Source organism: Enterobacter roggenkampii (assembly GCF_001729805.1).
GTDB classification, from domain to species: domain Bacteria; phylum Pseudomonadota; class Gammaproteobacteria; order Enterobacterales; family Enterobacteriaceae; genus Enterobacter; species Enterobacter roggenkampii.
The window spans coordinates 3,043,831-3,066,479 of sequence record NZ_CP017184.1 but is presented as its reverse complement, the minus strand read 5'-3'; the positions used below and the strand labels follow the sequence as shown (position 1 = coordinate 3,066,479).

The 22,649-nt window shown below is 60.3% G+C and carries 17 protein-coding genes; 6 read left to right on the top strand and 11 right to left on the bottom strand.

What is annotated here, in order from left to right; all coding sequences use genetic code 11:
- Window positions 1-28: 28 nt before the first annotated feature.
- Genes thiM through BFV67_RS14385 form a run of 3 tightly spaced genes read left to right on the top strand, consistent with a single transcriptional unit; the run spans window position 29 to window position 2,385 of the window.
- Window positions 29-799, top strand: coding sequence for a hydroxyethylthiazole kinase (gene thiM, locus BFV67_RS14395; protein WP_021241475.1), 771 nt, complete (start codon window positions 29-31; stop codon window positions 797-799).
- A complete protein-coding gene (gene thiD / locus BFV67_RS14390) occupies window positions 796-1,596 on the top strand; it encodes a bifunctional hydroxymethylpyrimidine kinase/phosphomethylpyrimidine kinase (protein ID WP_069598539.1) in 801 nt (266 codons plus the stop codon). The genes thiM and thiD overlap by 4 nt, the downstream gene beginning before the upstream one ends.
- A 42-nt stretch (window positions 1,597-1,638) precedes the next feature.
- Window positions 1,639-2,385 (top strand): GntR family transcriptional regulator, encoded by a 747-nt coding sequence (locus BFV67_RS14385; RefSeq protein ID WP_069598538.1) that lies wholly within the window; start codon window positions 1,639-1,641, stop codon window positions 2,383-2,385.
- Here BFV67_RS14385 and BFV67_RS14380 read toward each other — a convergent pair.
- From BFV67_RS14380 to BFV67_RS14370, 3 genes are read right to left on the bottom strand one after another with little or no spacing between them, the layout of a single operon-like run.
- On the bottom strand, window positions 2,359-3,312 hold the full coding sequence (locus BFV67_RS14380) for a PfkB family carbohydrate kinase (protein WP_025913232.1): 954 nt from the start codon (window positions 3,310-3,312) through the stop codon (window positions 2,359-2,361). The genes BFV67_RS14385 and BFV67_RS14380 overlap by 27 nt on opposite strands.
- Window positions 3,309-4,313 carry an ADP-ribosylglycohydrolase family protein gene (locus BFV67_RS14375; RefSeq protein WP_032675183.1) on the bottom strand — a complete coding sequence of 335 codons (1,005 nt, stop codon included), beginning with the start codon at window positions 4,311-4,313 and terminating at the stop codon, window positions 3,309-3,311. Before BFV67_RS14375 ends, BFV67_RS14380 begins: the two co-directional genes overlap by 4 nt.
- Complete coding sequence (locus BFV67_RS14370; RefSeq protein WP_063618628.1) at window positions 4,310-5,587, bottom strand: nucleoside permease; 1,278 nt, start codon at window positions 5,585-5,587, stop codon at window positions 4,310-4,312. The genes BFV67_RS14375 and BFV67_RS14370 overlap by 4 nt, the downstream gene beginning before the upstream one ends.
- Before the next feature lie 250 nt (window positions 5,588-5,837).
- Here BFV67_RS14370 and fbaB point away from each other — a divergent pair, with 250 nt between their 5' ends.
- On the top strand, window positions 5,838-6,890 hold the full coding sequence (fbaB, locus tag BFV67_RS14365; protein ID WP_008500869.1) for a class I fructose-bisphosphate aldolase: 1,053 nt from the start codon (window positions 5,838-5,840) through the stop codon (window positions 6,888-6,890).
- A 53-nt stretch (window positions 6,891-6,943) separates the two neighbouring features.
- On the opposite strand, the gene yegS is transcribed toward fbaB, so the two are convergent.
- On the bottom strand, window positions 6,944-7,843 hold the full coding sequence (gene yegS / locus BFV67_RS14360; protein WP_063435787.1) for a lipid kinase YegS: 900 nt from the start codon (window positions 7,841-7,843) through the stop codon (window positions 6,944-6,946).
- 141 nt (window positions 7,844-7,984) lie between these two features.
- Between yegS and BFV67_RS14355 the strand changes: the two genes are divergently transcribed.
- Window positions 7,985-8,485 carry a 2-thiouracil desulfurase family protein gene (locus BFV67_RS14355; protein ID WP_069598537.1) on the top strand — a complete coding sequence of 167 codons (501 nt, stop codon included), beginning with the start codon at window positions 7,985-7,987 and terminating at the stop codon, window positions 8,483-8,485.
- 161 nt (window positions 8,486-8,646) lie between these two features.
- On the opposite strand, the gene trhP is transcribed toward BFV67_RS14355, so the two are convergent.
- The 7 genes from trhP to BFV67_RS14320 form a co-directional block, all read right to left on the bottom strand.
- A complete protein-coding gene (trhP, locus tag BFV67_RS14350) occupies window positions 8,647-10,008 on the bottom strand; it encodes a prephenate-dependent tRNA uridine(34) hydroxylase TrhP (protein ID WP_008500866.1) in 1,362 nt (453 codons plus the stop codon).
- A 168-nt stretch (window positions 10,009-10,176) separates the two neighbouring features.
- Complete coding sequence (gene baeR / locus BFV67_RS14345) at window positions 10,177-10,899, bottom strand: envelope stress response regulator BaeR (protein ID WP_008500865.1); 723 nt, start codon at window positions 10,897-10,899, stop codon at window positions 10,177-10,179.
- The gene (gene baeS, locus BFV67_RS14340; RefSeq protein WP_069598536.1) at window positions 10,896-12,299 is read right to left on the bottom strand and encodes an envelope stress sensor histidine kinase BaeS; all 1,404 of its coding nucleotides are present in this window, start codon (window positions 12,297-12,299) and stop codon (window positions 10,896-10,898) included. Before baeS ends, baeR begins: the two co-directional genes overlap by 4 nt.
- A complete protein-coding gene (gene mdtD / locus BFV67_RS14335; RefSeq protein ID WP_069598535.1) occupies window positions 12,296-13,711 on the bottom strand; it encodes an MFS transporter in 1,416 nt (471 codons plus the stop codon). The genes baeS and mdtD overlap by 4 nt, the downstream gene beginning before the upstream one ends.
- Window positions 13,712-16,789 (bottom strand): multidrug efflux RND transporter permease subunit MdtC, encoded by a 3,078-nt coding sequence (gene mdtC / locus BFV67_RS14330; RefSeq protein ID WP_069598534.1) that lies wholly within the window; start codon window positions 16,787-16,789, stop codon window positions 13,712-13,714. It lies immediately after the preceding gene.
- Entirely contained in the window at window positions 16,790-19,912 is a 3,123-nt protein-coding gene (locus BFV67_RS14325) for an MdtB/MuxB family multidrug efflux RND transporter permease subunit (RefSeq protein ID WP_069598533.1), read from the bottom strand.
- Complete coding sequence (locus BFV67_RS14320) at window positions 19,912-21,114, bottom strand: MdtA/MuxA family multidrug efflux RND transporter periplasmic adaptor subunit (RefSeq protein ID WP_069598532.1); 1,203 nt, start codon at window positions 21,112-21,114, stop codon at window positions 19,912-19,914. Before BFV67_RS14320 ends, BFV67_RS14325 begins: the two co-directional genes overlap by 1 nt.
- A gap of 231 nt (window positions 21,115-21,345) precedes the next feature.
- On the opposite strand from BFV67_RS14320, the gene BFV67_RS14315 reads away from it, so the two are divergent.
- Window positions 21,346-22,479 (top strand): integrase core domain-containing protein, encoded by a 1,134-nt coding sequence (locus BFV67_RS14315; RefSeq protein WP_235610598.1) that lies wholly within the window; start codon window positions 21,346-21,348, stop codon window positions 22,477-22,479.
- The last annotated feature ends 170 nt before the right edge of the window (window positions 22,480-22,649 follow it).

The window sequence follows — 22,649 nt, the reverse complement described above, 5'->3', positions numbered from 1 at the left end:
CTTCTTCACGCAAGGCAGGAGCGAACCCATGCAGCCTGACCTGCTCGATTTACACGTTTTACACCACTTCCGAACCCGTTCTCCGCTGACCCATTGTATGACCAATGACGTCGTACAGACCTTTACGGCCAACGTTTTGCTGGCGCTTGGCGCATCTCCGGCGATGGTGATCGAGGCCGAAGAGGCCGAGCAGTTTGCCGCGATAGCCGATGCGCTGCTGGTTAACGTTGGCACGCTGACCGCGCTGCGCGCCCAGTCGATGCGTCGTGCAATTGAAAGTGCGGTAGCGGCAGGCAAACCCTGGACGCTGGACCCGGTTGCCGTGGGCGCCCTGGCGTTCCGCACTCGGTTTTGCCATCAAATCCTTGCCCTGAAACCGGCCGCCATTCGCGGCAATGCTTCCGAAATCCTTGCCCTCGCGGGGATGAGCGCGGGCGGGCGCGGCGTCGATACGACCGATACCGCCGCCAGCGCGGTGCCTGCTGCCCAGGCGCTGGCCCGGCAGATCAATACGATTGTGGTGGTCACCGGCGAGGTGGACTACATCACGGACGGGCAACGTACCCGAACGGTAACCGGCGGTGACCCGCTGATGACGCGCGTGGTGGGCACCGGGTGCGCGCTCTCTGCCGTTGTGGCGGCGAGCTGCTCGCTGCCGGGTGACCGGCTGGATAACATCGCCGCCGCCTGCGGATGGATGAAGCGGGCCGGAACGGTGGCCGTTGCGCACTCGCGCGGCCCGGGCAGTTTTGCCAGCGCGTTCCTCGACGCGCTCTACACGCTGGAGGAGCAGGCATGAAACGGATTAACGCCCTGACCATTGCCGGCACCGATCCCAGCGGCGGCGCGGGTATCCAGGCAGACCTGAAAACCTTCTCGGCGCTGGGCGCGTACGGCTGCTCGGTCATCACCGCGCTGGTGGCGCAAAACACGTGCGGCGTGCAGTCGGTCTACCGCATCGAGCCAGATTTTGTTGCCGCGCAGCTGGATTCGGTGTTCAGCGATGTGCGTATTGATACCACCAAGATCGGCATGCTGGCCGAAACGGACATTGTGGAAGCGGTGGCCGAACGGCTTAAGCGCTATCAGGTGCAAAACGTGGTGCTGGATACCGTCATGCTGGCAAAAAGCGGCGATCCGCTGCTCTCCGCCTCCGCCGTCGAGACGCTGCGCAATAAGCTGCTGCCGCAGGCAGCGCTCATCACGCCCAATCTTCCGGAAGCCGCCGCGCTGCTGGGCGCGCCGCACGCGCAAACTGAACGGGAAATGAAAGAGCAGGGCAATGCGCTGCTGGCGATGGGCTGCGGGGCGGTGCTGATGAAGGGCGGGCATCTTGATGATCCGGAAAGTCCGGACTGGCTCTTCACCCGCGACGGCGAACTACGCTTTACCGCGCCGCGCGTGCAGACCAAAAATACCCACGGCACGGGTTGTACGCTCTCGGCCGCACTGGCGGCGCTGCGCCCACGTCATGAAAGCTGGGCCGATACGGTTAGCGAAGCAAAAGCCTGGCTCTCGGCGGCGCTGGCAAAAGCTGATACTCTGGAAGTCGGTCACGGTATTGGGCCGGTACACCATTTTCATGCATGGTGGTAAGCCAGTATACTGGCAGAATACATCACGCCTGAGAAAACAGAGATGGAACAAGCGCATACCCGGTTAATCGCTCAACTGAATGAACGGATCGCCGCGCCCGACAACACGCCGCTGTACCTGAAGTTTGCCGAAACGGTAAAAAATGCTGTGCGCAGCGGGGTGCTGGAGCACGGGAATATTTTGCCCGGCGAGCGCGATCTGAGCCAGTTGACCGGGGTGTCGCGCATTACCGTGCGTAAAGCGATGCAGGCGCTGGAAGAAGAGGGCGTGGTGACGCGCGCCCGTGGCTATGGCACGCAAATCAACAATATCTTCGAATATTCGCTGAAAGAGGCGCGCGGTTTTTCCCAGCAGGTGGTGCTGCGCGGCAAGAAGCCGAATACGCTCTGGGTCAACAAGCGGGTGGTGAAGTGTCCGGAAGAGGTGGCCAACCACCTGTCGATCTCCCCGGAGAGCGAGGTCTTTTTGCTCAAGCGCATTCGCTATGTCGATGACGATGCGGTGTCGATTGAAGAGTCCTGGGTCCCCGTCGGGTTAATTCCCGACCCGGATGCGATTGGCATTTCGCTCTATGACTACTTCCGCAGTCAGAATATCTTCCCGCAGCGCACCCGCTCAAGGGTGAGCGCCCGCATGCCCGACAGCGAGTTTCAGACGCACATTAAGATGGACGAAAAAATACCGGTGCTGGTGATCAAGCAGGTCGCGCTTGACCAGCAGCACCGACCGATTGAGTACAGCATCAGCTACTGTCGCAGCGATCTATACGTCTTTGTGTGCGAGGAGTAGTGCCTCGCGCGTCGGGGCGCAATCCCCGCCGCGGTGGCTGACCACCCATGACGCCACGGCATTCCCCAGCAGAACGGCATCTGCCAGTGACCATCCCGCAGCCAGCCCGGCCAGCGTGCCGCCCGCGTGGCTGTCGCCTGCACCAATGGTATCCACAACCGTCGCCGGAAACGCCGGAACAACGCCCGAGGCGTCACCGTCATACCACGTAGCACCGTCTTTATCATGGCGCACGATCAGCGCGGCGCCGAAGCGCTGCTGCCACTCCGCACCGAGGTTTTCAGCCTCCACACCCAGTCTTTCAGCCGCGAGCCCCGCTTCCTGACGATTGAGCGACACGATTGGCCTGCAGGCCATGATTCTCTCCATCAGCGCATCAGGAACATCCGCGATGCGTGGGCCGAAATCGATAAAGGCCGTCACGTCCTGTAATCCCTCCAGCCAGCCTGTCAGCAGCTCGCCGCACGGCGAGGCCAGCTGGTAGCCGGAGAGATAAACCAGGCTGTTTTGCGGAACGTGAAGCGCATCCAGCCAGCGCTGCTGCCACTGGTTTTCCACGCCGCTAAAGGACATAAAGGTGCGCTCGCCGTCTGGCTCCACCAGCGCCAGACACCAGCCGTTGTCGCCGGTTTCAGCCTCTACGGCGCTGTGCAGATCCTGCTTCGCCATGGCGTTGCGGATAATATCCGCCCAAACGCCATGGCCGACGGGAAGGGCATTTTGCGCGGCGATCCCGAGGCGTTTCAGGGCGATGGCAATGTTCAGCGCGCAGCCGCCAATATTCACGCCCTGCTGCTTAAGTTCGATATCGCACCCGCGCCAGGGCAGGGCGTAGGCGTCGGCGATGACGTCAATCACCGCGGCGCCCAGCACCGTCACCGGGCGCGTGGCGTGCAGATTTTCGAGACGTTGGGCAAATGCCTTCATACGCCCTCCCTTTGCTCCCTGAAGTGCAGCAGTTTCTCGCAATAATGGCCGAAGTTGAGCTGGTTGACGGCGTCGAGTTCGGCTTTGAGCGCCGGATCAATCGCCTGCACGCCGTGGAGCGCGCCGCAGATGGCCGTCGCCATGGCGCCAATAGTGTCCGTATCACCGCCAAGATTGGCGCATAAGATGGCGCAGCGGTTCGGGTCGGTTCCCGCCAGTTCCACCATCGCAATGGCCGCCGGAACGGACTCAATGGTGCTGGTTCCCGCGCCAATCAGCTGATAAACCTGCTCGCTGGCGGACTCAATACCGTTGGCTTCCCGTACGGTCTTTAGCGCCAGTTCAATACGCGCCGCCAGCGACGCGCTGAAGGTGGTGGTTTTCATCTCCTGCGCATAGCGGGCGATCCCCGGCAGGGCATCAACGATGTTCTGCCAGCTTTCGCCGTCGATGGCGCGGGAAACCGCCCAGGCCATCACCACCGCGCCGGCAATCGCGAGGTCCGATTTATGGGTCGGGCTGGAGGCCTGCGCCACCTGTTCAACAAAGTGTTCCAGCCGCGTCGCCGGAAGGAGACAGCCCAGCGGGGAGGCGCGCATCGCCGCCCCGTTGGTCACGCCGTTGTTTTCCAGCGCGCTGACCGGCTTCCCGTCACGAATCGCATTAAGCGCGATTTTGGAGGTCGGGCCGAGCACGTTCTTGTTGAACGCGTCGAAATCAAGCGCCCAGTTCAGGATATGCTTGCCGATAACGTCCGCATTAATTTCCCCGTCGCACTCGATAATCGCATCGGCCAGGCACAGCGCCATTGAGGTATCGTCGGTGAACTCTGCCTGCCTGAAATAGCAGGCCGCGTTATTTTCTGCCGGGCCGGGTAAAAAGCGGTCGATCCAGCCGAAGTGCGCCTTGACGCGCTTTCTCGGCCACAGCTCCGACGGCATGCCCATCGCATCCCCTAACGCCTGCCCGTAAAGGGCACCGAGAATACGTTCTTGTTTCATTTAACTTCCCCTTGTGTCAGCGCGGCATCGCCATCAACCACCGCAATTGCAGCGATCTCTTTGTCCGATTCGCGGAAAAACAGCATAAACAGCACGGCAATCACGGCAATCATGATTGCGCCAAATGTCCACATTCCGGCCCAGTTGAAGGTCAGCCCCTTCACCGGCTCTTTGTAGGCGAACATTTTTTCCATCATCACGCCGCCCAGGCGGTAACCCAGCAGGCTACCAAAGCCCTGACAGCAGAGCGTAATCAGGCCCTGCGCGGCGGTGCGCATATGCACCGGCGCTTTTTTATCCACGTAGATATACGCGGTGACGTAGTAGAAGTCGTAGCTCACGCCGTGCAGCAGAATGCCGAGGAACAGCAGGGCGTAGGTGAAGTATTGTTCCGCACCGCCGTAAACGAAGAACCCGTAGCGGATGGCGGCGGTAATCAGACCCAGCAGTAAGACCTTCTTAATACCAAAGCGTTTGGTAAAGAACGGCAGCGCCAGCATAAAGAAGATTTCCGAGAACTGGCCGAGCGTCATCCAGCCGGTGGCGTTTTTCATCCCCACTTCAGTGAGATAGCCGTTGGCGAAAATGTAGTAGAAGGCCAGCGGCATGGCGAACAGGAACGAGCAGAAGAAGAACACGAGGAAGTTTCTGTCGCGCAGCAGGATCAGCGCGTCCAGCCCCAGCATCACTTTAAAGTCCAGCTTGCCGGTACTTTTTGGCGGTGTGTTCGGCAGGAAGAGGGCAAACACGCCGAGCAGGGCGGAGCTGGCGGCGGTCATCAGCAGGGGAATATTGGTATCGGAAATATCGCTATAGCCCAGCATCTGCGGCAGGAAGCCGCACGCCAGACCGGAGGCTATCCAGCCGAGGGTGCCCATCACGCGGATACGCGGGAAGTCGGCCTCGACGTCGTCCACGTTCGCGAAGGCAATGCTGTTGGTCAGCGCGATGGTGGGCATGTAGGTCAGGGAGTAAACCAGCAGCAGCGGGAAGAAGGTGCTGAACTGGGTTTGCTGTGCCGCGAAGTACATCAGAATCGCGCCGGCAAACATCAGCACCGCCAGCACTTTCTGCGCGGCGAAGAAGCGGTCCGTCAGCGAGCCGACCAGAATTGGGGAGAGGATAGCGGCAATGGCGGTACAGGCATAAGACCAGCCGATTTCCCCGGCGGTAAAACCGCTTTTGCTCAGCCACAGCCACAGCGGCACAAACCACGCGCCCCAGATAAACCATTCAACAAACATCATGAATGACAGTTGGACTTTCGTTTTCATTTTTTAATCCTGCATGTCAGAGAGGGTACGCCTTTAACATACCATTCAATAATACCTTTTAAATACCTTTGTGGCGATTGTTTGATCAATGTAACAGTTTTGTTGTACACGAATCGAGCCAGCAGATTGTGCTGAAAAAAATTGCAAAGGGTGGAAAATCTGTTAAGTCGGTACCAGGCTTAGTCTGCCCATAAAAGATGGGACTGGATAAACGCACACCGACATGACGTCGAACTTACGGGAGTATCACATGACTGATATTGCGCAGTTGCTTGGCAAAGACGCCGACAGCCTTTTACAGCATCGTTGTATGACCATTCCAGCCGACCAGCTTTACCTGCCTGGTCATGACTACGTTGACCGCGTGATGGTCGATAACAACCGTCCGCCTGCCGTGCTAAGAAATATGCAGACGCTCTATAACACCGGGCGGCTCGGCGGCACCGGATATCTCTCTATTCTGCCGGTAGACCAGGGCGTTGAGCACTCGGCGGGCGCCTCCTTCGCGGCGAATCCGCTCTATTTCGATCCGAAGAACATTGTTGAGCTGGCGATTGAAGCGGGCTGTAACTGCGTGGCGTCCACCTACGGCGTGCTGGCCTCCGTCTCGCGTCGCTATGCCCACCGCATTCCGTTCCTCGTGAAGCTGAACCACAATGAAACCCTGAGCTACCCCACCGAATATGACCAGACGCTCTATGCCAGCGTCGAGCAGGCGTTCAATATGGGGGCGGTTGCCGTTGGGGCGACCATCTATTTCGGCTCAGAACAGTCTCGTCGTCAGATTGAAGAGATCTCTGCGGCGTTTGAGCGCGCGCACGAGCTGGGTATGGTGACCGTGCTGTGGGCGTACCTGCGCAACTCGGCCTTCAAAAAAGACGGCGTGGATTACCACGTGTCGGCTGACCTGACCGGCCAGGCGAACCATCTGGCGGCGACCATTGGCGCGGATATCGTGAAGCAGAAAATGGCCGAGAATAATGGCGGATATAAAGCAGTGAACTTTGGTTACACCGATGACCGCGTTTACAGCAAACTGACCAGCGATAACCCGATCGACCTGGTGCGCTACCAGCTGGCGAACTGCTACATGGGCCGCGCAGGGCTGATTAACTCCGGCGGCGCGGCGGGCGGCGATACTGACCTGTCAGACGCGGTACGTACGGCGGTTATCAACAAACGCGCGGGCGGCATGGGGCTGATCCTTGGCCGTAAGGCGTTTAAGAAATCGATGGCTGACGGCGTGAAGCTGATCAATGCAGTACAGGACGTTTATCTGGACAGCAAAGTCACGATTGCCTGACCTGAGGGCTAAGCGTAGGCCGGGTAAGGCGTAGCCGCCACCCGGCAATACCATCAGCGCAAAAGCACACAGTCCGGCGGCAACCGACACTGCAGCGCGCCGGGCAACACTTCAATGCGGAACTGCGTCCCGCTGAGCGGTTCCCCGTCGAGGTTAAAGGTCATCCCGTGCGGGGCATTTACCTCAAACCATGCGGATTTCCCGTCAATGATATTCGGACTCTCTTCCGGCTGCGTCAGCGTGGTAAACAGCGCGGGCAGCAGGCCGTCGCCCGTGAAAATCCGCAGCTGTAGCTGACCGTCATTGATCAGCGCCTCCGGGCACAGCTGCTGCCCGCCGCCGGCCTGACGACCATTACCGATGCCAATCACCAGCGCGTCGCCCTGCCACTGAAAATCCTCGCCGCGAATTTCGCAGCGGTCAGGCTTGAGGGTATCCATGCGCATCAGACCGTGGATCAGATACGACACGCCGCCCAGCGCCGCCTTCAGTTTTTCCGGCGTTTCGCTGGTGATGCGCGTGCCGAACCCGCCGGTGGCCATATTGATAAAGCAGGTTTTGTCATTCACCTGCGCAATATCTACCGCGGTCGCTTTACCGAGGATCGCCAGCTGAAGCGCTTTCTCTAACGCCTCGGGGATCCCGGCGCTGGTGGCAAAATCATTGGCGGTGCCGAGCGGTAAAACACCCATCACCGGGCGGTCTGCCGGGGGCAGGCCGATCAGCGCTGACGCGATCTCATTGATGGTGCCATCGCCGCCGCCGGAAATGATGGTCTCAACGCCAAGCCCGAGGGCTTCATTGATATAGCGTGCCGCGTCGCCTTTTTCCCATGTTACTCTGACGTGGATGCGCGCGCCGTCGTCACGCAAACCCTGAATGGCCTGACGCAGCAGATCGTTGCCTGCACTTTTGCCGTTGAGAATCAATAAACTGTCTGGATAGGTTGCCATCCGCGCTGCTCCCTTTTTTAGCGTTAGTAAGAGTGTATAGCAGAGAGGGAAAAAGCGGGTAAGAACAGGATGAAAGGAACAAAACAGGCACAAAAGCGCGTTACACTTCAGCGATGAGATTAATGTAATCACAGGAAAGTGATGATGAATAAAATTTTGGTAAGCGCTTGCCTGATGGGATTCAGGGTCCGTTATAACGGAAGTGAAAAAGCGCGAATGAATGAGCAACTCGCTCGCTGGCAACAGGAACAACGTCTGGTTATCCACTGCCCAGAGCTTGCAGCCGGGTTGCCTGTGCCTCGTCCACCGGCAGAGATTATGTCTGCTGATGGGAAAAACGTGATGCTCGGGCAAGCCAGAATTATGGAAAATACCGGGCAGGATGTGACCGCACATTATCAGCTTGCAGCCTGGCTCGCGCTACGCGCTGCTCAGGCGTCGGGGTGTAGCGCTGCATTGTTAACCGATGGCAGCCCAACGTGCGGCAGTGAGTTTATTTATGACGGATCGTTTCGCGGTATACAGAAAGCGGGGAGGGGGGTTGCTGCGTCGTTGCTCGCTGAGAATGGGATCGCCGTGTTCTCAGAGAAGCAAATCGACGAACTCATTGCCTGGATTGAGGAGAGAGAAGGCAAAAAATAAGCCCGCGTAAGGGAGATTACGCAGGCTAAGGAGGTGGTTCCTGGTACAGCTAGCATTTATGGGTTATGTTTTTCAGCGGGGGGATAATACCCGTATTGAACGAAGCGGTATGTGATCCGATTCTAAGAATTATCCCAGCGCGAAAAAATTTCCCTGATTGACTATTTGCCGTGTGGGTTTCGGGTGCTTTCACCGTTGAAGTTACGCATCAGCAGTGCGAACTTCAGCTCCACCTCTTCCGGAACCGGCAGCCAGACGGTGTGCCCGTCGCCCGGCGCGACCTCAATCGCTTCGCCTTTGCCGTTTTCCAGATGCTCCAGCGTGAAGTTCATGTTGCCCTGCGGGGTCATCAGCTCCAGGCTGTCGCCTTTGGTAAACTTGTTTTTTACCGCGACGGCCGCCAGCGCGCCTTTGCGCTCGCCGGTGAAGTCACCGACAAACTGCTGGCGCTCGGAAACGGAGTAGCCGTGCTCGTAGTTCTGGTAGTCGTCGTGGGTGTGACGGCGCAGGAAGCCTTCGGTATAGCCGCGATGCGCCAGACCTTCCAGCGTTTCCAGCAGGCTGGTATCGAACGGTTTACCGGCGGCCGCATCGTCGATGGCTTTACGATACACCTGCGCGGTACGCGCGCAGTAGTAATAGGATTTGGTGCGGCCTTCAATCTTCAGGGAGTGCACGCCCATCTGGGTCAGGCGCTCGACGTGGGCGATGGCGCGCAGATCTTTCGAGTTCATGATGTAGGTGCCGTGCTCGTCTTCAAAGGCGGTCATGTACTCGCCCGGACGCTTGGCTTCTTCAATCATAAACACGCTGTCGGTTGGCGCGCCGATGCCCAGCGTAGGCTCGACGTTAGTCACCGGGATCGGCTCATGCTTGTGGACGATGTTGCCGATGTCGTCCTCTTTGCCTTCCTGGACGTTATATTCCCAGCGGCAGGCGTTGGTGCAGGTGCCCTGGTTCGGGTCGCGCTTGTTGATATAGCCGGAGAGCAGGCAGCGGCCGGAGTAGGCCATGCACAGCGCGCCGTGGACAAAGATTTCGATTTCCATATCCGGCACCTGGGTGCGGATCTCTTCGATCTCTTCCAGCGAAAGCTCGCGGGACAGGATGACGCGGGTCAGCCCCATCTGCTTCCAGAATTTAACCGTTGCCCAGTTGACGGCGTTAGCCTGTACGGAGAGGTGAATATCCATCTCCGGGAAGTTCTCCCGAACCAGCATGATTAAACCCGGGTCCGACATGATCAGCGCGTCCGGCCCCATATCCACCACCGGCTTCAGGTCACGGATGAACGTTTTCAGCTTGGCGTTGTGCGGCGCGATGTTGACCACCACGTAGAATTTTTTACCCAGAGCGTGCGCCTCGTTGATGCCGAGCTGCAGGTTCTCGTGGTTGAATTCGTTGTTACGCACGCGCAGCGAGTAGCGCGGCTGGCCCGCATACACGGCGTCGGCGCCATAGGCGAAAGCGTAACGCATATTTTGCAGCGTTCCCGCCGGGGAAAGGAGTTCCGGTTTAAACATGTTTGTTCTCGTTCTGATGACAGGTCAGATCCGCGTGCACCTGGTGCAGCGGTAAGGGGAGATCCCCCACATTAAGGGCGGGCATTGTAGCGCTGCGGGGCAGGGAGGTAAAGTTATTGTGCCGGGTGGCGGTTTCGCCTTACCCGGCCTGGATTGACCAGCGGCTAACTAGGCAATCCTGCACGCATCCGCTTCCCAGCGATACCCCACGCCATACACCGCGCGGATAAACGACTGCTCGGCGTCCAGCGCCTCCAGCTTGCGGCGCAGGTTTTTGATGTGGCTGTCGATGGTGCGGTCGGTCACCACGCGGTAATCGTCATACAGATGGTTCAGCAGCTGTTCGCGGGAGAAGACTTTTCCCGGCTCGTGGGAGAGGGTTTTCAGCAGGCGGAACTCAGCAGGCGTCAGGTCCAGCAGCTTGCCGCGCCAGCTCGCCTGGAAGCGGCTTTCATCCACAATCAGCGGACTTTCGGCGTCCAGCACCTGAAGCTCGCGCTGCGGCCTGCAGCGGCGCAGAATGGTTTTCACGCGGGCGACCACCTCACGCGGGCTGTAGGGTTTGCAGATATAATCGTCAGCGCCGATTTCGAGCCCCAGCAGGCGGTCAATCTCTTCAATTTTGGCGGTCACCATGACGATCGGCACGTCGGAGAAGCGACGAATTTCCCGGCACAGGGTCAATCCATCAACCCCTGGCAGCATTAAATCCAGCAGGATCAGGTCCGGCGGGGTCTGGCGCACGTAGGGCAGCACCTGGTCGCCGTGGCCGATCAGTGACGGGGCATAGCTTGCCGCGCGTAAATAGTCGATCAGCAGCTGTCCCAGCTTGGGTTCGTCTTCGACGATCAAAATGCGCGGCGTGTTTTCGTCAATCGGTAACTCGGTCATACTTCTCTCGATAAATCCCGTTCCAGAGGTAACTCTACTGTAATGCTAACCCCGCCAAAAGGCGAATGGGCGGCGCGGATCGTGCCATTATGCGCCTCGACGATGTTAACGCAAATCGCCAGCCCCAGGCCGGAGCCGCCGCTGGCGCGGTTGCGGGAGCCTTCGGTACGGTAAAAGCGCTCGAACAGTTTTTCCAGCTGCGCGTCCTGCACGCCCGGTGCGGAATCCGCGAAGGTGAGGGCGAAGCGCCCGTATTCCTGTCTGCCGGAGATATGCAGCCCGCCGCCGCTGTCGGTGTAGCGCAGGCTGTTTTCCAGCAGGTTGTTGAACAGCTGCATCAGCCGATCTTTGTCGCCAAACACCACCGCGCTGTCCGGCAGGGAGAGGTCGATTTTCAGGTTGCGGCTGGCAAAGCGCTCGCGGAAGGCACCGCTCGCCACTTCCAGCACGTTAATGACGTCTACGGGCGCCTTCTGGTAGGCCAGCGCGCCTTCGTCGGACATGGAGAGCTGGTGGAGATCGTCCACCAGCTTGGTGAGCGTGCCCACCTCCGCCTGCAGGGAAGCCACCGATTCGGGCGTAAACTGGCGCACGCCGTCCTGAATGGCTTCGAGCTCGCCGCGCAGCACCGCCAGCGGCGTACGCAGCTCGTGTGAAATGTCGGCCATAAAGTCGCGGCGCATCTGCTGGTTCTTCTCCAGGGTGCTGGCGAGCTGGTTAAAGTCCTGCGCCAGCTTGCCCAGTTCGTCCTGGCTGCGGGTATCGACGCGGGTGGTGAAATCCCCGGCGGCCAGCTTGTGCGTGCCCTCCACCAGCCGTTTCACCGGGGCGAGCAGACCGCGCGCCAGCGGGAAGGTGGCGAGCGCGGCGAGCAGCGTGGAGAGGGCGACAATCAGCCAGCTGGTCCGGCGCTGCTGGCGGTCAAAGTTGATGTCGGTGTTGCGCGTCAGGCGCTCCACCGGCGAGGCGATCACCCAGCCTACGGTCGCGTTATTCACTTTAATCGCCCGACGGGTGCCGTCCGGCGGTATCGGCGCGCGCGGGCCAACCAGGGGGCGCATGTCCTGGTCGATCACCCAGAACTGGGTGCGCCAGCCGTGCGGCGGCATGCCCGGGCCCGGACGGTCGTCACCGGTATCGTGCTCCAGCGAGCGCAGAATCTGGAAAATAAAGCGGTCATTATTGCGCAGAAAACGCCAGTTGCCGTGCTGGGCGTACTGTTCACTCAGCGCATCGCTTAAGCCCTGCAAACGCTGCTCATTGCCATGCTTGATGTAATCAATAAAGCCGCGCTCAAAGCTGACCCGCACCGCCCAGTGCATGGTGATCAGCAAAACGATACAGGTGGCAAAAATCGCCAGAAAGAGCTTGCCGGTAATACCCGGACGCCAGAATTTCATGAGCCACTCCTTTTGCCGCGCCTAATCACGACGTTCTTGCTGGTATCATCCGGCACGCGGGCGAAGATGAACGCGGGCAGGGCGATGATGACCGCCATGCTGAGGTAGGTATACATAAAGACCTGATGCGCCACCGGCGTGTCGACGCTGAGATGGTGCTGGCCGTACATGCCGAGCAGCAACCCCGCGATCGTCACGCCCACGCTCATGGAGAGCTGCATAATCATCGACAGCAGGCTGTTGCCGCTGCTCGCCAGATCGTCCGGCAGGTCCTTCAGCGTCAGGGTATTCATCGACGAGAAGCGCATGGAGTTGATGACCCCCTGGCAGAACAGCACCAGCGGCAGGACGTAGTACCAGCCCATCAGCGCCACGGCCATAAACAGCAGGCTGACCAGCGCCAGCCCCAGCGTGGCGGCCACCAGCACGTGACGGTAGCCAAAGCGGTTCACCACCTGCACCACCATCCGCTTCATCCCCATGCTGCCGAGCACCATTGGGATCATCATCAGGCCCGCGTGGAATGGCGAAAAGCCCATGCCAATTTGCAGAAAAACGGGCGTCATAAACGGCAGCATGCCGCTGCCGACGCGTCCGGCAAAGCTGCCGAACAGCCCGAGACGGTAGGTAGGGTTTTTAAACAAGTTCAGGCTGAACAGCGCCTGGTCATTGCCGCGAGCATGCCACAAATACCCTGCAATGGTGGAAATGCCGATAACCACCAGCAACCCGAGCATCAGGGTCGAAATCCCCAGCCCCTTTTGCCCGTCGAGTGCCAGGGTAAGCGTGGCCATGCCCGCCGCCAGCAGAATAAAGCCGAAGAAATCAAAGCGCCGGGTCTGCATTTTGTAGTTCGGCATCAGCGTCAGGGTGGCGATGGCGCCGATGATGCCAACAGGAAGATTGATTAAGAAGATCCAGTGCCAGGAGGCGTACTCCACCAGCATACCGCCCAGCGCAGGCCCAAGCAGCGGCCCCACCTGACCGGGCAGGGTGACAAAGGTCATCGCCGCCATGTACTGCTCACGCGGCACAATCTTCATCACCGTTAGTCGCCCGACGGGCACCATCATCGCCCCGCCGATGCCCTGCAGCACGCGCGCCATGACCAGCTGGTCGAGGGTGTTGGCCTGCGCGCAAAATAGCGAGCCGGAGGTAAACAGCACGATGGCGGTAAAGAAGATATTCCGCACGCCGACCTTATCGGCCAGCCAGCCGCTGGCGGGCAGCATCACGGCAACCGTCAGCACGTAGGAGACAATCACCATGTGCATATGCAGCGGGCTCTCCCCGAGGCTTTTCGCCATGGAGGGGAGGGCGGTGTTGACGATGGTCGTATCCAGCGACTGCATAAAGAAGCCGAAGGCGACTATCCATAATTGCCAGCGAACGTTGCTGGGAAGCTCTGTCATTTACCCGTTTACCGTTTCTCTGTTTTTACGTGAAAAGCGCAGCCGCAGGCGGTCGAAGAACAGATAGACCACCGGCGTGGTGTACAGCGTCAGCAGCTGGCTCATCACCAGGCCGCCGACAATGGTGATCCCCAGCGGCTGGCGCAGTTCGGAACCGTCGCCGCCCGAGATCACCAGCGGCAGCGCGCCAAACAGCGCCGCCAGGGTGGTCATCATGATCGGACGGAAGCGCAGCAGGCAGGCCTGGAAGATGGCCTCTTCCGGCGAGAGGTTGCCGTTGCGCTGGGCGTCCAGCGCGAAGTCCACCATCATGATGGCGTTTTTCTTCACGATGCCGATCAGCAGCATGATCCCGATGAGTGCGATAAGGCTGAACGGCGCGCCGAACAGCTCCAGGGCCAGCAGTGCCCCCACGCCCGCCGACGGCAGCGTCGAGAGGATGGTCAGCGGGTGCACGTAGCTTTCATACAGCACGCCCAGCACAATATAGACCGTAGCGATGGCGGCCAGTATTAAAATCACCTGCGAGTTCATCGTCTCCTGGAATACTTGCGCGGTCCCGGCAAAGCTGCCGCGCACGGTGGACGGTACGCCAAGCTGCGTCATCGCGCGGTTGATTGCGTCGCTGGCCTCGGAAAGTGACGAACCGGCGGGCAGGTTAAAGGAGATGGTCGACGCCGCCGACAGCCCCTGGTGGTTCACCGACAGCGGCGCGTTGGCGGGCTGCCAGCTGGCAAAGTACGAGAGCGGAATCGCCTTGCCGTCGTTGTTAATCACAAACATTTTGTCCAGGGCGCTGATGTCCTGGGTGTAGCGCGGGTCAACCTCCATCACCACCTTGTACTGGTTCATCGGCTGGTAGATGGTGGAGATCTCGCGCTGGCCGAAGGCGTTGTTCAGCAGGCTGTTGGCGGCTTCAACGTTAATGCCCAGCCGCGACATGGTTTCACGGTCGTAGGTCAGGGCCATCTCGGCGCCGTTGTCCTGCTGATCGGAGTTTACGTCCGCCAGTTGGGGCAGGGCGGCCAGCGCCTTGCGGATCTTCGGCTCCCACTCGCGCAGGGCGGCTAAGTCGTCCGAGAGTAACGTGTACTGATAGCTGGCGTTCGCCTGTCGCCCGCCGACGCGGATATCCTGAACGGCCATCAAAAACAGGTTGGCTCCGGGCTCTTTGGCGAGCTTCACCCGCAGGCGGTCAATCACCTGCTGGGCGGTTTCGTTGCGCTCGCCGCGCGGTTTCAGGGTAATAAACATCATCCCGCTGTTGACGCGCGACCCGCCGGTAAAGCCGGTAACGTTATCCACGGCTTTGTCTTCACGAATGATCTTCATAAAGTCCTGCAGCTTGCCGCGCATCGCCTGGAAGGAAATGCTCTGGTCCGCCTGAATGCCGCCCATCAGCACGCCGGTATCCTGCTCCGGGAAGAAAGTTTTCGGGATGGTAATATACAGCCACACGTTGAGCACGATGGTGCCGATCAGCACCAGGCCGACCAGCCTTGTGTGGTTCAGCACCCACTTCAGCGATTTGCCGTAGCCCTCCTGCATCGCCATCAGCACGCGGCCAAAGCCTTTGCGGCGCGGCTGCGAGTGCGGCTTGCTGCGCTTGAGCATCCAGCCGCACATCATCGGCGTGAGCGTCAGCGAGATAATCAGCGAAATGCCGATGGCCACCGACAGGGTGACGGCAAACTCGCGCAGCAGCCTGCCCGGCAGCCCGCCCATCAGCAGCAGCGGCAGAAAGACCGCCACCAGCGACAGGCTCATGGAGAGCACCGTAAAGCCCACCTCGCGCGTGCCCTGCAGCGCGGCCTGCAGCGGCTTCACGCCCGCTTCCAGATGGCGGGAAATGTTTTCCAGCACCACGATGGCGTCATCCACCACGAAGCCGGTGGCAATCGTCAGGGCCATCAGCGACAGGTTGTTGAGGCTAAACCCGCACAGGTACATGGCGGCAAAGGTGCCGATCAGCGAGACCGGCACGGCCACCGCCGGGATCAGCGTCGCGCGGCCGGATCGCAGGAACAGGAACACCACCAGGATCACCAGCGCGACGGAAATCACCAGCGTTTGCTCCACCTCTTCCAGCGAGGCGCGAATGGTCGGGGAGCGATCCTGGGCAATTTGCAGATCGATTGCTGCCGGGATGGTCTCCTGCAGCTCCGGGAGACGGGCGCGAATGCTGTTCACCGTCTCGATAATGTTCGCTTCCGGCAGCTTGCGGATCATCAGCAGAATCGCCGGCTTGGCGTTGGTCATCCCGGCGTTGCGTACGTCCTGCACCGAGTCGGTGACGCTGGCCACGTCGCTTAAGCGCACCGCCGCGCCGTTGTTGTAGTGAATAATGAGCGGCTGATATTCCGCCGCGGTTTTCAGCTCGTCGTTGGTGTGGATCTGCCAGCGGTGGCTGTTGTCCTCAATCGCCCCCTGCGGTTTGCGTACGTTGGCGTTGCTGATGGCGGAGCGCACGTCGTCCAGCGACACGCCCTGGTTGAACAGCGCCTGCGGGTTTAACCCCACGCGCACCGCGGGCAGGGAACTCCCGCCGACGCTCACGTCCCCGACGCCGTTAATTTGTGAGATGGTCTGCGCCAGCTGGGTGGACGCAAAGTCGTACAGCTGCCCCTGCGAGTACGTATCCGAGGTCAGCGTCAGGATCATGATCGGCGCATCGGACGGGTTGGCCTTGCGGTAGGTCGGGCGGCTCGGCATCCCGCTCGGCAGCAGGCTCTGTGCAGCGTTAATGGCCGCCTGCACGTCGCGCGCCGCGCCGTTGATATCCCGGTCGAAGCTGAATTCCAGAATAATGCGCGTGCTGCCCAGCGAGCTGCTGGAGGTCATCTCGTTGACCCCCGCAATCCGCCCGAGCGAACGCTCCAGCGGCGTGGCAACGGACGAGGCCATGGTTTCCGGCGAGGCGCCCGGCAGCGAGGCGCTGACCATGATCACCGGGAAGTCCACCTGCGGCAGGGGGGCCACCGGCAGCAGCCGGAAGCCCAGCACGCCGCAGAGGGTAATGGCGAGCGAGATGAGAATCGTCGCCACCGGGCGATAAATGAAGAGGGCGAAAAACTTCACTTATGCCTCCTCTTCACGTTTCGGGAAGCGGCTTTTGGTCCACAGCGCCAGGCGGTCAAACAGCAGGTAGATCACCGGCGTGGTGAACAGCGTCAGCACCTGGCTCACCAGCAGACCGCCGACCATGCCGATACCCAGCGGACGGCGCAGCTCCGCGCCGACGCCCGTGCTGAGCATCAGCGGCAGCGCGCCCAGCAGGGCGGCCAGCGTGGTCATCAGGATGGGGCGAAAACGCAGCAGGCAGGCCTGGAAAATCGCATCGCGCGGCGACATGCCCTGCTCGCGCTCGGCGGCCAGGGCGAAGTCGATCATCATGATGGCGTTTTTCTTCACGATCCCGATGAGCAGGATGATGCCGATGATGGCAATCACGTCCAGCTCGCTGCCCGCCAGCATTAATGCCAGCAGTGCCCCCACGCCCGCCGTCGGCAGGGTAGAGAGGATGGTGATCGGGTGGATAAAGCTCTCGTACAGCACGCCGAGCACGATGTACATCGCCACGACCGCCGCCACGATCAGCCAGATGGTGTTACCCAGCGCGGCCTGGAACGCCAGGGTGCTGCCCTGGAACTGGGTCTGAATATCAGCCGGGAAGCTTACCGCTTTTTCCGCCGCCTGAATGGCCTCCACCGCTTCACCCAGAGAGTAATTGTCCGGCACGTTAAAGGAGATGGTGGTGGACGGGAACTGATCCAGATGGTTAATCGACAGCGGGGTATAGCGCTCCTCCACCGTGGCGATAGCGCTCAGCGGCACAATGCCACCGTCTTTGCTGGTCAGGCGCACCGAGTCCAGCCCCGCCAGGCCGGGCGTGTTGTCGGTGTTGTGCTCCAGCACCACGCGATACTGGTTCGCCTGAGTGTAGATGGTGGAGATCAGACGCTGACCGAAGGCGTTGTACAGGGCGTTATCCACGTCCGCCATGGTGATGCCCAGACGGCTGGCGGCGTCGCGGTTGACGTTCACATACGCGGCCAGCCCTTTGTCCTGCCAGTCGCTGCTGACGTCGGCGAGCTGCGGCAGGGTTTTGAGTTTATCCACCAGCTGCGGCACCCAGGTGCTGAGCGCGTCCAGCGAGGTGGCCTGCAGCGTGAACTGGTACTGCGTGCGGCTGACCTGGGTATCGATGGTCAAATCCTGAATCGGCTGCAGGTAAAGCTCAACGCCCGGCACGCGGGCCACGGCGCTTTGCAGCCGCTCAATGACGGCGTTGACGCGATCGTCGCGCTCATCCAGCGGCTTAAGGTTGATCTGCAGACGCGCGCTGTTCAGCGACGGGTTGGTGCCGTCCACGCCGACGTAAGCGGTCAGGCTCTCTACCGCCGGATCCTTCATGATGATGTCAGATACCTGCTGCTGGCGCTGCGCCATATTGGCAAAAGAGACCGACTGTGGGGCCTGAAGCGTGCCCTGAATAATGCCGTTGTCCTGGATCGGGAAGAAGCCTTTCGGAATGAAAATCCACAGCATCACGCTGAGCGCCAGGGTTCCCAGCGCCACGCCGAGCGTGGCCCACGGGTGGTTGAGGACTTTCGCCAGCACGCGACCGTAGGCGGCAATAATGCGCTCGAACATGCGCTCGGAGGCGCGCGAGAAGCGGTTTTGCTTGCGCAGGGACTCATGGCTCAGCATGCGGGCGCACATCATCGGCGTCAGGGTCAGCGACACCACGGCAGAGATCAGAATGGCAACCGCCAGCGTCACGGCAAACTCGCGGAACAGCCGCCCGACGATATCGCCCATAAACAGCAGCGGGATCAGCACCGCAATCAGCGAGAAGGTCAGCGAGATAATGGTAAAGCCGATTTCTCCTGCGCCCTTCAGCGCGGCCGCCAGCGGTTTCTCACCTTTCTCGATATAGCGCGAGATGTTCTCGATGACGACGATAGCGTCATCCACCACGAACCCGGTGGCGATGGTGAGCGCCATCAGCGTCAGGTTGTTGATCGAAAAATCGAGGAACACCATCACCGCAAAGGTGCCGACCAGCGAGAGCGGTACGGCGACGGCGGGAATAATGGTCGCCGGAACGTTGCGCAGGAACAGGTAAATGATCATCACCACCAGCGCAATCGCCAGCATCAGCTCGAACTGGGTGTCGGTGACCGACGCGCGAATGTTGGTGGTACGGTCGGAAAGCACCTTCACGCTGACCGACTTCGGCAGGCTTTCGATCAGCTGCGGCAGCATGGTGCGGATGCTGTCGGCGGTTTCGATGATGTTTGCGCCCGGCTGGCGCTGCACGTTCATCACGATCGCCTGCTGCCTGTTGGCCCAGGCCCCCAGCCAGCTGTTTTCCGCGCCTTGTTCTACGGTCGCCACGTCGCCCAGACGCACCGGCGCGCCGTTCTGGTAGGCGATAATCAGCTGACGATATTCGTCGGCGGACTGCATCTGGTCGTTCGCCGAGAGCGTGACGGCGCGGGTTGGGCCGTCCAGCGAGCCCTTCGCCGAGTTGACGTTGGCATTGCTGATGGCGCTGCGGATGGTTTCGCTGGTGAGCCCCAGCGCAGCGATGGCCTGCGCGTTAAGCTTGACGCGCACCGCCGGACGCTGTCCGCCCGCCAGGGTGACGAGGCCGACGCCGGAGACCTGAGAAATTTTCTGCGCCACGCGCGTTTCGACCATGTCTTCGACCTGGGTCATTGGCATGGCGGAGGAGGTGACGGCCAGCGTCATGATCGGCGGATCCGCCGGGTTCACCTTGCTGTAGACCGGCGGGTTAGGCAGGTCTGACGGCAGCAGGTTGGTGGCGGCGTTGATGGCGGCCTGCACCTCCTGCTCGGCGACGTCCAGCGACAGCGTCAGCTGGAACTGCAGCGTCACGACGGACGCCCCACCGGAACTCTGGGAGGACATCTGTTTTAGCCCCGACATCTGGCCGAACTGGCGCTCCAGCGGGGCGGTGATGGCGGACGTCACGACATCCGGGCTGGCGCCGGGATAGAGCGTCACCACCTGAATGGTGGGATAGTCCACCTCGGGCAGCGCCGAGACGGGCAGAAAGCGATAGCCGATAATCCCGGCGAGCAGGATCGCCACCATAAGCAGCGTGGTGGCGACAGGACGGAGGATAAACAGGCGTGACGGCCCACCTGTGGAGCCCGGCGGCAGCACCTGCATCAGGAGGTCGCTCCCTGTTTCGCCGGCTCAACCACTTCCACTTTGGCGCCTTCGGTCAGACGGTCAATGCCGTCGGTGACCACGCGGTCGCCTGCGGAAAGCCCGGCGCTGATGACCACCGTCTGGCTGTCCTGGATACCGGTTTTTACGAGGTGCTTGCTGACCTTATTGTCGCTGTTAAGCACCCAGACAAAGTTGCCTTCATTACCCATCTGCAGCGCTGCGGTGGGGATCACCACCGCGTTCTCTTCGGTAGCGACCAGCATGCGCGCATTGACGAACTGGTTCGGGAAGAGGGCATCGTCCTGGTTATTAAAGCGCGCCTTCAGCTTGATGGTGCCGGTGGTGGTGTCGATCTGGTTATCCAGACTGAGCAGAGACCCTTCACTCAGCTTCTGCGTGTTGGTGCGGTCCCAGGCTTCCACCACCAGGCCTTTACCGGCTTTTTGCGCCTGCATGACGGTCGCGATATCGCTTTCCGGCAGGGTAAAGACTAAATCAATCGGGTGGGTCTGGGTGATCACCACGATGCCCGTGGTGTCGCCGCTGGAGATTTGGTTGCCGATATCGACCTGCTTCAGGCCGACGCGTCCGTCAATCGGCGCGGTGATGCGGCTCCAGTCCAGCTGCAGCTGGGCGCTGGCCACCGCGGCTTCGTCCGCTTTGATCGTGCCCTGCGTTTCACTGACCAGCGACTGCTGGGTATCCAGCTCCTGACGGGACACCAGGTTTGTTTTCACCAGCTGCTGGTAGCGGGCTAAATCGCGCCGGGCGTTGGCGAGGGTCGCGTTGTCTTTCGCGAGCTGTCCCTGCGCCTGGGCAAGGGTGACCTTAAACTGGCTCGGGTCGATTTCCGCCAGCAGATCGCCCGCTTTGACCTGCTGACCTTCCTGGAAGTGGATCGCGATGAGCTGGCCGTCGACGCGGCTGCGCACCGTGGCGGTGTTGGCAGCGGTAATGGTCCCGAGACCGGTGAGATAGCGAGGAACGGCTCTATTCACCGCCGTCGCCGCCTGAACCGGCGCCAGCGCGCCACCGCGCATGCCGTGACGACCTCCACCCGTTGGGCGCTGGGTCTGGCTGGTGGCGCCGGCCGGTGCGGCGGTGTTCGCGGATTGACTGTGCCAGTACCAGGCGGCGGCAAGGGCCACCACAATGATGCCAGCGGCGATTGCCCAGCGGGATTTGTTACTGCCTTTCATCGTTATACGTTCTCATCCTGAATACTTCGGGGAATGATACTAGTTTAGTCAGGCAACACAGCGGAAAAATGGAGGAAATATGGAAGACTGTCGGGAATTGTCTGAGTATTGCCGGGTGACGCTTCGGTATGAACCGGAAACATGGGTAACACTTTAGACCGGATACATGGGTAACAGTTATAACTGGCATAGAAGAGGAGACTCGCTATGCCCTGGACTGAGACCCGACCTATGCAACGCCTTGATTTTATCCGTGCCTGCCATGCAGGTACGGACTCCTTCTCCGCTCTTTGCCGTCTTTTTGGTATCAGCCGCAAAACCGGCTACAAATGGCTTCAGCGTTTTGACCCTTCTGACCTGTCCTCTCTCTCTGACCGGTCGCGCGCACCATGCTCTCACTCCCGGACGGTTCCTGATGAGGTCGTCGGACACCTGACTGCCCTGCGTCAGAAACACCCTGACTGGGGCCCGAAAAAACTGCGGATGTGGCTCCTCAATCATCACGTCGATTTTACCGTTCCTGCTGCCAGCACTGTCGGCGATATCCTCAAGCGTGAAGGCCTGGTACCTGACAGAAAGAGAAAGCGCAGAACGCCGGGGAATCGCCGGCCCCTGACCAGCCTCAGTGAAAACAATCAGGTCTGGAGCGCTGATTTTAAAGGCAAGTTCAGGCTGCTGAGCAGAGAGTACTGTCATCCCTTTACCCTGACCGACAACCACAGCCGGTATCTGCTGAGCTGCCGTGGAACGGACCGTGAGAGCGAGCCCTTCGTCAGGCACTGTCTGACGGAGGCGTTCCTGGAGTACGGTCTGCCGGACGTTCTGAGAACCGATAATGGTCAGCCCTTCGCAGGGACGGGTATCGCCGGGTTAAGTCGCCTTGCCGTCTGGCTGATAAAGCTGGGCGTCAGACCGGAGCGTATCCGGCGGGGCCATCCCGAAGAGAACGGGCGGCACGAACGCATGCACCGTTCCCTGAAAAGTGCGCTGGCGCAGGGGAACACCTTCATGACGATGGAAGAACAACAGCGGTGGTTCAGTGACTACCGGGAAGAATTTAACTACGAAAGACCGCATGAAGCCCTGGCGGGTGCAACGCCCGGAACGGTGTGGCACCCCTCGAAGCGACAGTGGGATGGCCGTGTTCCTGACTATGCCTATCCGTCAGGAGGAACGGTCTACAGGGTGAAATCGAGGGGGACACTCTATATGGGGAAAAAGGGGACGGTGTTCCTGAGTGAAGCGCTGACTGATGAGTACATCATGCTGGAAGAACAGGATGATGGCCTGGAGGCCATCATCTTCAACGGAATAACGCTTGCGTACTACGACCGAAAAACCCAGAGTGTGGTGCGGATAGACTAAAAGTGTTACCTATGTTCCCGGTCTGATCTGTCACCTATGTATCCGGTCATACACTTCGCTTACCCGGCCTACAAGGTAAATGCGAACGGCAACGGATGTTGCCGTTTTTGGTGTTTTGTGGGAGAGGGCACCAGACCGCACTACAACAACACACGTTTTGTAGGCCGGGT